The sequence below is a fragment of the Streptomyces litmocidini genome (assembly GCF_014649755.1).
GTDB lineage: Bacteria > Actinomycetota > Actinomycetes > Streptomycetales > Streptomycetaceae > Streptomyces > Streptomyces litmocidini.
The window spans coordinates 388,026-400,501 of record NZ_BMTQ01000003.1; the positions used below are offsets into that span (position 1 = coordinate 388,026).

Annotated in this window: 7 protein-coding genes; 4 read left to right on the forward strand and 3 right to left on the reverse strand. The window is 75.0% G+C overall.

The genetic code is table 11. The features are described from left to right. Positions 1-35 precede the first annotated feature (35 nt). Together IE180_RS08290 and IE180_RS08295 are read left to right on the forward strand one after the other, a co-directional pair. The gene (locus IE180_RS08290; protein ID WP_190156120.1) at positions 36-437 is read left to right on the forward strand and encodes a VOC family protein; all 402 of its coding nucleotides are present in this window, start codon (positions 36-38) and stop codon (positions 435-437) included. Continuing rightward, positions 434-826, forward strand: coding sequence for a VOC family protein (locus IE180_RS08295; RefSeq protein ID WP_229860372.1), 393 nt, complete (start codon positions 434-436; stop codon positions 824-826). The genes IE180_RS08290 and IE180_RS08295 overlap by 4 nt, the downstream gene beginning before the upstream one ends. 58 nt (positions 827-884) lie before the next feature. Here IE180_RS08295 and IE180_RS08300 read toward each other — a convergent pair whose 3' ends face one another. Then, on the reverse strand, positions 885-5,642 hold the full coding sequence (locus IE180_RS08300) for an HAD family hydrolase (protein ID WP_190156121.1): 4,758 nt from the start codon (positions 5,640-5,642) through the stop codon (positions 885-887). A 204-nt stretch (positions 5,643-5,846) separates the two neighbouring features. Here IE180_RS08300 and IE180_RS08305 point away from each other — a divergent pair, with 204 nt between their 5' ends. Then, the gene (locus tag IE180_RS08305) at positions 5,847-6,872 is read left to right on the forward strand and encodes a LacI family DNA-binding transcriptional regulator (RefSeq protein ID WP_190156122.1); all 1,026 of its coding nucleotides are present in this window, start codon (positions 5,847-5,849) and stop codon (positions 6,870-6,872) included. An 89-nt stretch (positions 6,873-6,961) separates the two neighbouring features. Here the strand turns inward: IE180_RS08305 and IE180_RS08310 are convergent, their stop codons facing one another. Further along, positions 6,962-7,774 (reverse strand): dienelactone hydrolase family protein, encoded by an 813-nt coding sequence (locus IE180_RS08310; protein WP_190156123.1) that lies wholly within the window; start codon positions 7,772-7,774, stop codon positions 6,962-6,964. Positions 7,775-8,065: 291 nt separating this feature from the next. Beyond that, entirely contained in the window at positions 8,066-10,834 is a 2,769-nt protein-coding gene (locus tag IE180_RS08315) for a glycosyl hydrolase (RefSeq protein WP_190156124.1), read from the reverse strand. A 257-nt stretch (positions 10,835-11,091) separates the two neighbouring features. Here IE180_RS08315 and IE180_RS08320 point away from each other — a divergent pair, with 257 nt between their 5' ends. Further along, a complete protein-coding gene (locus tag IE180_RS08320; protein ID WP_190156125.1) occupies positions 11,092-12,396 on the forward strand; it encodes an ABC transporter substrate-binding protein in 1,305 nt (434 codons plus the stop codon). Positions 12,397-12,476: the final 80 nt, after the last annotated feature.

Sequence of the window (12,476 nt, forward strand, 5' to 3'; positions counted from 1 at the left end):
AGGGAGACAGGACCCGGGAACGGAAGGACATCATCATGTTGTCGAACATCATGTACGTGACGCTCTACGTCACCGACCAGGAACGCGCGCTGCGCTTTTACACAGAACAGCTGGGCCTGGAGAAGCGCGTCGATCACTCCGGCGCCGAGGGACGCTTCCTCACCGTCGGCGTCCCCGGCGGCGCCACCGAGATCGTCCTCTGGCCGCACGGCCCGTCGGCGGGGCAGCCGGCCGGAGCGCGGCCGGGCACCGCGCCCGGTCCGCTGTTCCTCGAATCGGACGACCTGCGGGCGGACTTCGAGGTGCTGCGCGACCGCGGCGTGACCTTCGACCGGGCCGAGCCGGACGACTACGGGTTCGGGATCCGCATCGAGGCCGTGGACCCGGACGGCAACCGGATCTCGCTGCGTCAGCGCGCCGGGGTGAAGTCCTCGTGACCGGCCCCGTGACCGACTCCGTGACCGACTCCTTGACCGGTTCCGCGGTCGTCTCCGTGATCGCGCGACAGCGCGTCGACGACCTGGAAGCGGCCGTCCCGTTCTACGAGCGGCTGACCGGTCGAACGGCCGACCGGTTCGGCTTCGCCGGGGTGCGCCTCGCGGCCGTCGGGCCCTTCCTGCTGTTCAGCGGCCCGGACGAAGCGGTGCAGAGGGTCGCCGGGGTGAACGCGACCCTGGCGGTCGCGGACCTGGCCGCCGCCGTCGCCGAAGGGGTGGCGGGCGGTGCCACCGTCGTGGTGCCGCCACAGGCCACCCCCAACGGCCGGCGGGCGGTGCTGCGGCACCCGCACGGGGGCGTGTACGAATACGTCGGCCCCGGCGGGTGACCCCTCACCGGGCCGCCCCCGCCCGCTGAGGGCCCACGGCCCGGCCCTGTCCGGCCTCTCAGGACAGGACCGGGCCGGACACCCGTTCCCAGGCCTCCTCGAACATCTCGTGCAGGGGTGCCGTCGGCAGCACCCGGACGAACGGGGAGCGGATCCGGTCGGCCCACAGCGGCCGTACCAGGTGGCTCGTCAGCTTCACGGTCTCCAGCGGCAGGTGCGGGGCCTTGAGTTCGGTCCAGTCGCCGGGCAGGAACAGGGTGCGCCCGGCCCGTGCCCGCTTGGCCTCCAGGACCGCGCCGGTGGCGAGGAGTTCCGCCCGGACCTCCGCGTGCCGCTTGGTCGACCAGCCGTTCCACCGCCGTACGTTCCGGTCGGTGGGCGCGGCGAGGGTCGCCAACTGGAGGTACAGGGCCGCCGCGTCCGGGCCCACGCCGAGCTTCGCCGTCGCCCGGGCGACGAGTTCCGGGCAGGAGCGGCGCGGATCGGCCTCGTACGCCCCGGTCGGTACGGCTCCGGATCCGGCGCGGCGCATCATGCGGGCGAGTCCGCCGCCGGCGAGGAGCGGTGCCGTCCGGTCCAGTTCCCCGGCGAGGTCGGTGATCCCGCGGAGCTCCCGCCACGTCGCGGGGTCGGCGACCGCCGCGGGGCGCAGGAAGGCGGTTCCGCCGGGGGCGCACACCACGAGGGGGCCCGAGTCGTAGGCGGTCACCGGGTCGGGCCGGTCCTCCGTGCACCCGGCCACGGGGAGGACACGGGGCCCGAACCGCTCGGCGATCCGCTCCGGCGTGTCCTCGATCCGGGCGCCGGAGAGGGCGAGCAGCAGTTCCGGGCGGTCCAGCTCGGCGCGCAGCCGCTCGTACAGGGCCGGTGCGCCGGCCAGCGCCGGGTCGCCGACGGGCCGGTCCGTCCACGCCCATACGAGGGCGCTCGCGATCTCCGTGAGCGCGAGGCCCACCGGGGTCCGGTAGGGCAGTTCGGGCCCGGCCGGCGGTACGGCCCTGACCTCCACCCCCGTGCCGCGCGGGGCCGCCGCCAGTTCCCAGCCGGCCGCGGGCACGGTCGCGTCCTCGGCCGCGTCGTAGCCGCCGGCGAGGCGCCGGGCCCACACCTCGTCGAGGCCCAGGTCGGCCTCCAGCGCGTCGGCCGTCTCGTCGTGCACGGCGGGCCGCGCCCCGAGGAGCTCCCGCCACACGCCGGCCATCCGCTCCACGGCCGCCTCGATGCCGCCCGGCCGCCACAGTTCGGTCGGGTCGTCGGGCAGGGCGGCGGCCAGGACGGCCCTCCGGCCCGCGTCGCCGAGTCGGGCGCGCAGCCGTGCGTACGACTCGGCCGTCAGCGCGGTCGCCTTGTAGGGGGCCTTGCGCACCAGGGCGCGGTGCTCGTCGCGGTCGGCCCGGCCGACGAGTCCGGCGACGACGAGACGGGCCACGGGCCTGCGGACGCCGGTGAGTTCGGCGAAGCGGGCGGCCGCCGACTCCGGGACCGCGAGCGGACCGTGGGTGCCGACGGCGGCCACGAGGGCGCGCAGCCGCCCGGCGTCGTCCCGCTCCACGCGCACGTGCCGTGCGCTCGGGGCCGCGCCGGGGACCGGGTCGGCGTGCGGGTCCTCGGCGACGGGTGCCACGAACCAGTGCTCCGTGTCCCGGTCCCTCACACCGGCGGACGCGACGGCCGTGCCGCCCGCCCGCACGAGGTCCACGGGGCCGGGGCCCTGGGTGCTCCCGACCCACCAGCGGCTGCCGGCGCGGGCGAACGGCTGGTCGGCCCAGGTGTCCAGGAGCGCGAGGAGGGCGGTCCGCTCCGCGTCCGGGGTCGGGGCCACCGCCGCCCGCCAGGCGACGGCGTCGATCGCGCCGAGGAGCTGTGACCAGTCGTGCGGCGGGGCGGGCGGCGAGAGCCGGCGCACCTCCTCGGCGAGGGTCCCGGCCAGGCAGGCGCCGTCGGCGGCGAGTGCGGTCAGCGTCGCCGGCAGCGCCACGTCGGGGGTCCGCCGCCACGGGTCGGGCTCGCCGGTGTCGACGAGGCCGTACAGCGCGGGGACGAGTTCGGTGTCCGGCGCGGACCGGCCGAGCCGCACGGGCGGCGCCTCGGCGAGGAGGGTGACGCGCCGGTGCAGGGCGCGCCGCCGTTCCTCCACCCGGGCGGCCCGCTCGGCCACCGCGACGACGGCTTCGACCAGGACGGGGTCGGTGACGTCCGGCAGTTCCCGTGCCACGGCCGCGCGGAGGACCGCCGTGCCGTCGGACGCGGCCGTGAGCAGGGTGTCCGCCGTCTTCCGGCGCACGGCCCGCAGCGCCCGCGACCCGGCGGCGTCCCGGGTCCGGAGCAGGTACCAGAAGGCCGGGGGCAGGGCCACGCCCGTGGACGGGGTGACGCGCCGGGCCGGCTTCACCCGGGGGTGCCGGGGCGAGGGGTGCCCGTCGAGCTCCCACAGCAGGACGCCGTCGGCGGTGTACGCGCGCACGCCCGTCCGCGTCTCGGCCTCGGCGAGGACCACGTCCTCCACCGCGCCCTCCGGCGGCGCCCACAGGGCCCAGGGCCTCTGCCCCTGCCGGTCGACGGCGAACCGGGCCGCGCGCCCGTCGATGCTCTGCACCAGATAGCGGTCGGGCGCGGGGTCGCGGTGCGGGGTGCGGAACAGGATCCGGGTGCCGACGAGGCCGTCCCTGCTGCCGAGCGGGGAGTCGGTCAGTCCGGCGGGCAGCGGGGCGAGGTGGAGCGCCTCGACGGCCAGGGCCATGCCCGCCTCGGACGGTTCCGCCGCCGGGTCCGCGCTCGCGGGGCGGCCGGGGAAGTCGGGCACGTCGGCGCCGCCCCCCGGCTCTCCGGTGACCGGGTCCGCCGGCTCCCACGGGCGCCTCTCGTACACGCCGTTGGTCCAGATCCGGGAGCCGTCGCCGAGCTGCAGCTCGTTCCCGTCGATGCCCTCGGTGCCGCCCGGTCGCAGCGCGCGCAGGCCGCCGTGCCGGCCTCCTCCGTCGGCGGTCTCGAACTGGAAGCCGTAGGCCCCGTCGAGCTTCCCGCCGAACGGCACCAGACCGCCCTGCTCGTCCGGCGCGAACGGCGCCTCCGGCCGGTCCGCCCAGTACGCGGTGTCGCAGAAGGAAGGGTTCGGCTTGACCGTCCAGCTCACGAGGAAGGATCCGCCGACGTGGTGCACGGCGTGCATCGTCGCTTCCTCCGGCACCGCGAACCGGCAGGAGCCCCGGACGCCGTCCGGATCGACGGCGACCGCCCGGTCGGCCCCGAACACGGTGAGCACCGGCCAGGTGCAGGTCACCCCGGCGACTCCGGTGACTCCTGGGACGGGCCCGGTGCCGGCTTCGCCCCCGGGCCGCTCCGCGGCGAACTCCGCGTACACCGACTCCAGGGCGGGCCAGGCCAGTTCCTCCGGAAGGCCGGCCGTCAGCGAGCGGTGCAGCGCGCCCGCCGCGCTCGTCGCGCCGAGGGCGTCGGCGACACCGTCGAGCGCCGTCACCGTCGGCCGGTCGAGGAGGATCTCCAACTCGGCCACGGACTCCTCGGCGCCCGCCGTGCCGCCGCTCCCGACGGTGTCGACGAGCCTGCCGACCCGTCCGGCCACCTCCTGGGCGATGCCCTCGTTGCCCGGGAGCAGCGTCACCGCCGAACCGGCCTGCCGGGGGCGCCCCGTGGGCCGGCTGGGCAACAGGTCGGCGTGCACGGTCCCTTCCAGACGGGGGCCGAACACGGGGTCGGCGGCCAGCGCGGCGAGGTCGCGCCGGGACCTCTCGCCCCAGAAGCGCATCCGGACGTCCGGGCCCGGGTCGACGACCGCGGCCCCGGCCGCCAGGCAGGCGTCGAGGACGTCCGCGTCGAAGCCCTGGTAGTGGTGGCGGGTGGTGTGCAGCGTCACCGGCACGCCCCCGGCACGCAGCCGGGGCCCCAAGCGGCCGATGAGGTCGAGGAGTTCCGCGGGCAGCGGCTGTCGTGCGACGCCGCCGCCGGACTGCAGGGCGTACTGGTACATGCGGACGAAGGTACCGAGCCAGTGGTGGAGCCCGCCCTCCGGCACGACCCGTCCGGTCTCCATCGCCTCCGTCGCGCCGCAGCCGATCAGCAGCCGCAGCCACGCGCCGCCGTCGGTGACCCCGTCGGGGAAGACCTCCAGGAGGCCGGCCGCGATCGCGTCCGTCGGCGGATGGGCCGTCAGGATCGGCTCGGCCGCCGTCAGCAGGGCGTCCGGGACGGCCTTCTTCCGGGTGGCCGAGAGGATCGTGCCCACCGTCCGGGCGACCTCCGCGTCCCCGAGGCCGGCCGTCCTGGCGGAGGCCCGGACCCGGCGCACCAGGTCCGCCGGCAGGTCTGCGGGCGAGGCCGCCCAGGCGGTGAGGAACGCCTCCAGGGCCGTGTGCGCCGCCGCGGGCTCCAGCGTCTCGGCCAGGAAGCGCTGGTGGGCGCCGAACTCCTTGGCGGGCATGGCGCCGCCCCCGGCGAACAGCAGTCCGTTGGCCCGGCGGTAGGCGGGGTCCACCGGGAGCCCGTGCCGGGCCTCGGCCGCGCGCGCCGCGGCGTAGGCCCGCCCGCCCGGCCGGCTCCCGTACCCGATCAGCCGGTGCCCCACGGTGTCCCAGAACCACGGCAGGTGCGCCGGCGGCAGCTGTCGCGCCCGCCGCGCCATCGCGTCGACCACGGCGCCGGGCTTCGTCCAGGACCGGCTGACCTCGGCACCCATGTCCCGGACCAGGCCGCGGGCGGCCTCGACCGCGCCGGGGTCGTGGGCGGCGACCCAGTCGACGTAGGTGGTCGACACGTGCGTACCGGTGGTGGGCACCAGGGCTTCCAGCGAGACGATCATGCCGAGGATCGTCGCACGCCCCACTGACACCGCCCGGGCCGCCGGTCCCGGCCCGAAAGCGTGGCGACGAGGTTCTCGGGGTCCTGGGAGCGCTCTCAAAAGGGGGCGGCCGCGGATATCCTGGTCCGCGCGGGGCCGCCCGCCACCCGTCGGACGCGTCCGTCGCGCGCCCCGTACAGCCGACGCAGCAGAGGAGCGCACGTCTTGCCCGAGCAGAGCACGGGGCCCCGTCCCACGCTGGAAGCCGTCGCCGACCGCGCCGGGGTCTCCCGCGCCACGGCCTCCCGGGTCGTCAACGGCGGCGCGGGCGTGCGCGCTCCCCTGGTGGAGAAGGTGCTCCGGGCCGTCGAGGAGCTCGGATACGTGCCGAACCACGCGGCCCGCACCCTGGTCACCCGGCGCAACGGCGCCGTGGCCGTGATCATCGCCGAGCCCGAGTTCCGGATCTTCTCGGACCCGTTCTTCGAGCAGCAGGTACGCGGAATCAGCCGGGAACTGACGGCCCACGACGCCCAGTTGGTGCTCCTGTGGGTGGAGGGGCCCGGGGACCACGAGCGGATCTCCCGCTACCTCGGCGGCGGGCACGTCGACGGCGCGCTGGCGTTCTCGCTCCACAGCGACGACGCCCTGCCGTCCGTGATCGAGCGGGCCCGGATCCCGGTGGTCTTCGGCGGGCGGCCCGCTCCGGGAACCGACCCGTCGGTGCCCTTCGTCGACTGCGACAACCGCGGCGGCGCCAGGGAGGCGGTGCGGCATCTGGTGGGGCTCGGGCGGCGGAACATCGCGCACATCTCCGGTCCCCCCGACCAGACGTCCGCGATCGACCGGATCCACGGATATCGGGACGTCCTCCTCGACGCCGATCCCTCGCTGCTCCGCCGGGGCGACTTCACGGAGGAGAGCGGGGCCCGCGCGATGGCGGAGCTCCTCGACCGGCGGCCCGACGTCGACGGCGTCTTCGTCGCCAACGACCTGATGGCCTCGGGGGCGTTGCGGACCCTGCGGGAGCGCGGGGCGCGGGTTCCGGAGGACGTGGCGGTGGTCGGCTTCGACGACATGGCCTCGGTGGTCGACCGGACCGTCCCGGCCCTCACCACCGTGCACCAGGACATCGAGGGGATGGGCCGGCTGATGGTGAAGCTGCTCATGCGGCTGCTCGACGGTAGCGGGTCCGGGGTCCCGGCGTCCGTGATCACCCCGACCTCGCTGGTCCGGCGCGCCTCCGCCTGACGGCGCGCGGGCGGCGGCCGGTCACCGCGGCGACGGAACGGAGGACGGCCGCCCCCGCCGAGGCGGGGGCGGCCCTGCGACCGCAGGGGTCAGCGGTCGTCCCCGACGGGGGTGCGGACCCGGGCGGCACGGGCCCGCGCTCCGGACGTGGTTGCCGGGCCGGAGGCCCGGCCGCCGCCCAGGGTGCGGTCCAGGAGGGGGAGCAGGCGGTCCCAGTGGAGCTTCAGTCCGGAGGCGCTGAAGGCGTCGGTGTCGGACATGGTGAAGCCGTGGCTGGTGCCGGGGTAGATCTCCGAGGTGTGGTCGACGCCCGCGGCGTCCAGGGACCGGTTGAGTTCGGCGAGGGCCCCGGGCGTCATGTCGCCTTCGGCGTGGCCGAGGTGGACCTGGGCGGTGAGCCCGGCGAAGAGGTCGGGCCCGTCGGCGCCCACGGGGGCGTGGAACGCGGCGACGGCGGCCACCCGGCCGGGGTGGGCCGCGGCGGTGCGCATCGCCAGGAGGCCGCCGATGCAGTAGCCGGTCACCGCGACCGGACCGGCGTCGACCTCGGGCTGGGCGGTGAGGAACCCGAGGTAGGCGTCGGCGTCGCGCAGGACGCGTTCGGGGGTGTGCGCCTGGATCAGGGGCATCAGCCGGGCGAAGATCGCGGGTCGGACCTCTTCTCCGATGTGCTCCGGAAGCTCGACGACCGGCACCGGGCCGTGCCGGTAGAAGAGGTGGGGAACGAGCACGTAGTAGCCGTGCCCGGCCAGTTCACGGGCCGTCTCCCGGAGTGCGGGCCGGATGCCGAAGCCGTCGGCGTACATCAGCACCCCCGGGTGCCGCTCGCCGTGGTCGGGGACGGCGGCGAAGGCCTCGGCCCGGCCGTCCGGGGTGGGGATCTGCAATGTCTTGATGGGCATGGACGCTCCTGTCGTGGTCGATGTGCCGGACCTGTGATCGACACGACGGAGGCGGGGCCCGGGCGGCGGCGCGGGCTCCTCGATCGGGCAGCGGGCCCCCCTCGGCCCGTGCGGCGCTCAGGAGAGCACCGGGTCACCGATCCGTGTGTGGCGCGATGCCGTCCCGGTAGTCATCCCCTCACCCTAGGGGATGGGCGTGCGGGGGCGACAGCACGACCACCGGGCGGGGCGGGGCGGCCCCGCCCCCCTCCCGCCGAGCGGGGCGCGGCGGGGCGCGGCGCGGCGCGGCGGTCAGTCGTACGGGATGACGAGGACGGATCCGTCCGTGCCCGTCCGGAGCCGCGAGTCGCCGTTCCCGATCGCGCTCCAGACCTCCAGCCGGACCGTGCCGCCGCGCAGGTCCCCGAGCGTGCCGGTGGCGGACTTCAGGCCGCGGGACCGGTCGTACTCCTCCCAGCCGGCGACCGGGTCCGTCGCGAAGTACTGGTACGTCTCCGTCCGGTCGAAGGTGCCGTCGCCGGTGAGGTCGTAGCTGACGCGGGCCTGCTGGCCGAGGCCGACCGTCGTGCCGGCGTCCACCTGGAGGCGGAAGGCGGTCGTGCCCCCGCTCCGGAGCGTGCCGTTGACGCCCCTGGCCTCGTAGACGAGGGGCCGGTACGGGGTGCCGTCGTGGTTGGCGCCCTGCGCGGAGGCGATGGTGTCGCTGCCCGTCGTGGTCCCGGTGGCCGTGGTGAGGGCGCCTCCGGTGCGGAGCTGGAAGGTGTCGCCCGTGGAGGGCTCCGGGCCCGGGTCGGAGCCGCCCGTGCCGGTGCCGGTCGCGGTGGAACGAGCGGGTACGGAGAGGGACGCGCCGTCGGAGAAGGTGACCGTGCGGGCGGTCGTGCCGTGGTTGTGGGCCACGTAGGTGCGGGTGGTGCCCTTGACGAAGACGGCGGAGGTGGGAAGGGAGCCGGTGACCGTCGCGTCGGGCGCGCCGAGGGTGTCGAGCGCCGTGAGCCAGTGGTAGGTGTGGGCCTTGGACTCCCCCGCCTCCGGGGTGTATCCGGCGTTGCCCTCGTCCCACTTGGACTTGGCGGCACCGGGGTCGGCCAGGGACTGGAACTCCCAGAGGATGTCGCGCCATTCGACGGCGGGGCCGCCGTTCTCGCGTTCCATCTCGGCGATGTTGCGCTGCACGGCGTCCTTGTGCCCGCCGAGGTGGAGCGAACCGCCTGTCACCGGAAGGGCGTTGATGCCGTGGATCTCCTCCGGGTTCGCGGTCCACCAGGTGGAGTGGGCGGCGCCGCTGCCCCAGACCATGCCGACGGTGTCGTGCGGGAAGGCGGCCGGGAAGACCTGCTGGTCGGCGTCGAACCAGTACTGCGCGACGGCCTCGCCCTCGGTCGTCAGCAGATAGGTGCCGAGGTCGCGGAGCCGGGTGTCGCCGGTGGCCGAGCCCCAGAGGACGAGCGCGGCGCTGAGGTTCGTCGACTCGGAGGAGGACTCCTGGTTGTTGCCCGCGGCGAAGCCCTGGTGGCCGCTGGCCCAGCTGTGTCCGGCGTAGACGTCGAAGCCGCGGAGGAAGGGGAAGGCGCTGTCGGTGCGGCTGGGGTCGGCGGTGTCCCGGATCAGGGTCCCGACCATGGCTCCCCACGCGGAGTCGGCGGCCCAGGCGGGGTCGTACTGGGCGACGATCGCGGCCGCGTACACGTAGTAGCCGTAGTGGAAGTGGTGGTCGTTGAGTTCGGTGTCGCTGCCGTAGGAGGCCGGGTAACCGATGAGGGTCTTCCAGGTCCGGTCGTACGAGAACTCGTTGGCGCCGCCGGCCGTGAACCAGTCCTGGAGGCGGCCCTTGATCAGCCCGAGGAGCTTGTCGCGGATCGCTCCCTCGCCGATCTGGTCGGCGAGCGGGACCAGTTGGGCGAGTCTGCCGAGCGCCTTGCCGGTCCAGTACGTGTCGACGGCGCCGGAGAAGGGGTCGGCGGAGTTCGCGACCTCGTTCAGGTGGCCGCGCAGCCGGGCGGGGTCCACGCCGGCGCCGGGGAGTGCGGGGAGGGTGGCGGCGGCCCGCTGGGAGGTCGTGAAGGAGGCGGACTCGCGGACCTTCATGGTGCCGCGGGGCGAGACGTACGCGTACGGGGTGAGCGGGTCGGCGGTGTGCAGCCACTGGTGGCGGTAGAGCGCCTGGAGGGTGCCCCGTTCGGTGCCCTCCTTCGCCTCGGTGGTGAGGGTGTAGGTGGCGCGGACGGCGCCCGCGTCGTAGCTCCAGTTCACCGTGGAGCCGGTGACGAAGCTGTACGCGTACTTCCGGTAGGTCGCGAGGGCGTCGGTGGAGGGCAGGACGGCGACGGAGAAGTAGTCCTTGCCGCCGAGGCCGGCGGTGACGGTCGTGCCGGAGACGTTCCAGTCGGTGCCGGTGGGAGCGAAGAGGGCGTAGTGGTGGCCCGCGACCGTGATGCCGAGGACGTTGCCCTGGTCGGCGAAGACGGCGGGCGGCTCGGCGGTGGTGATCCGGGCGTCGCCGCCGCTGCCCTCGGCGTACACGAAGGGCAGGCCGTGGCCGATGGTGGTGCGCAGGGTGCGGGCGCCGTCGGACCAGTAGGGGGTGACGGTCCAGTCGGACCAGGCGTCGGCCTTGGTGTCGGGCGAGTTGAGGCCGGTGAGGCCGAGGGTGAGGTCGCGCTTGTGGGCGAACTCGTACTGCCGTCCGTCGCCGACGACGGCGGGGTTCGTGGGGTAGCCGATCTCCAGGCCGCCGGCGACGGCCTGGTAGGTGAGCGGATGGCCGTACATGGGGGTGGAGTACGGGTTGTCCCCGTACCGCTGGAAGGCGAGGGAGGACCACCAGTCGTTGGTGGGGACCGGCTTGCCCTGGGCGGCCGGGGTGACCTTGGGGGTGACCGGGGCGCCGGTGCCGGTGGTGGGGCCGGACGTGCCGGCGGGGCGGGTGTCGGAGTAGCTTCCGGCGCCCGCGGGGACGGTGGCCGCCGCCGCGGGACCGGCGGCGGGGCCGAGTCCCAGGGCGGCGAGGGCGGAGACCAGGACCAGCGCTGCGGCCGGCCTGCTGCGGGGGGCTGGCATGGAGGGGCACCTCATGTCGTCGCGGCGGATGGGGGCGTGCACGGGGAGAGGTGTGAGAGCGCTCTCAGAGCGTCGGAAACGTAGAACCTGCGAAACGACCGTGTCAATGGATTGAACACAAAAGGGAGTTGAGCTCGCACACCGTCCGATGTGCCTTCGAGTCTTGACGGGCAACCCTCTCCCCGGGCACGCTCCCCCCGCAGGCTTGAGAGCGCTCTCAGACGCTCTCGCTCGTTCCGGAGCCAAGGAGGCTTCCCATGCCCATCGCCCGAGCCGCCAGAAGAACCGCCGTCCGCCTGGGGGCGGTCGTGCTCACCGGGGCCCTGCTCGCCGCCTGCGGAAGTTCGACGGACGGCGCGTCCGGGGACGGCGCCGGGGGCGAGGTCACGGTCACCGTGGACCTGTTCGGCTCCTTCGGGTACAAGGAGGCCGGCCTGTACGCGGAGTACGAGAGGCTCCACCCCGGCGTCACCGTCAAGCAGACGGACACCGAGGACGAGGCCGACTACTGGAAGTCCCTCCAGACCCGGCTCGCCGGCGGCGGTGGCCTCGCCGACGTGCAGGGCATCGAGGTCGGCCGGATCGCCTCCGTCACCCAGCAGCAGGCCGAGCGCTTCGAGGACCTCAGGAAGTACGGGGCGGAGGCGCTCGAGAACCGGTTCGCCCCGGCCAAGTGGGCCGCCGCCACCGGCAAGGGCGGCGAGGTCCTCGGCCTCGGCACGGACGTCGGCCCGGAGGCCATGTGCTACCGGAAGGACCTGTTCGAGCAGGCCGGACTGCCCACCGACCGCGAGGAACTGGCGAAGAAGTGGGCCACCTGGGACGGCTACCTGGAGCTCGGCAAGCGGTACAAGGCGAAGGCTCCCGGCAGGAGCGCGTGGATCGACAGCGTCGGCAGCCTGTACTCGATCATGATCGGGCAGGAGAAGGAGCGGTACTACGACGCATCCGGAAAGCTGATCTGGGAGGACAACCCCGCTCTGCGCACCGCCTGGGACCACGCCGTCGAGGCCGCGCGGGGCGGACTGAGCGCCAAGCTCGACCAGTGGTCCCCCCAGTGGAACCAGGCCTTCGCCGCCGGCTCCTTCGCCACGCTCCCCTGCCCCGCCTGGATGCTCGGGTACATCAAGGGCCAGGCCGGTGAGGCCGGCAAGGGCAGGTGGGACGTCGCCGCGCTCCCCGGCGGCGCGGGCAACTGGGGCGGCTCCTACCTCACCGTGCCCAGGGCGGCGAAGCACAAGAAGGAGGCGTACGAGCTGATCGAGTGGCTCACCGCGCCCGAGCAGCAGACCCGGCTCTTCGAGAAGCAGGGCAACTTCCCCTCCGCCACCGGCGCGATCGACGAGGTCGCCGGCGCGAAGGACCCGTTCTTCTCCGGCGCCCCGATCGGAAAGATCTTCGGCGACGCGGCGAAGGCGGCCCCGGTCCAGGTCCTCGGCGTGCACGACCAGAACATCGCGCAGCAGATCACCAACGCGCTGAGCGAGGTCGAGCGCAAGGGCACCTCGCCCGAGGAGGCCTGGTCGAACGCCAGGAAGGGCGTCGAGAACACCATCGACTGACGCGGAACCGGCCACCGGACGCCGTGCGCGCCCGCCCGGGCGCCGGGCACGCCCGCCGGGCGCCGGGCACGCCCGCCGGG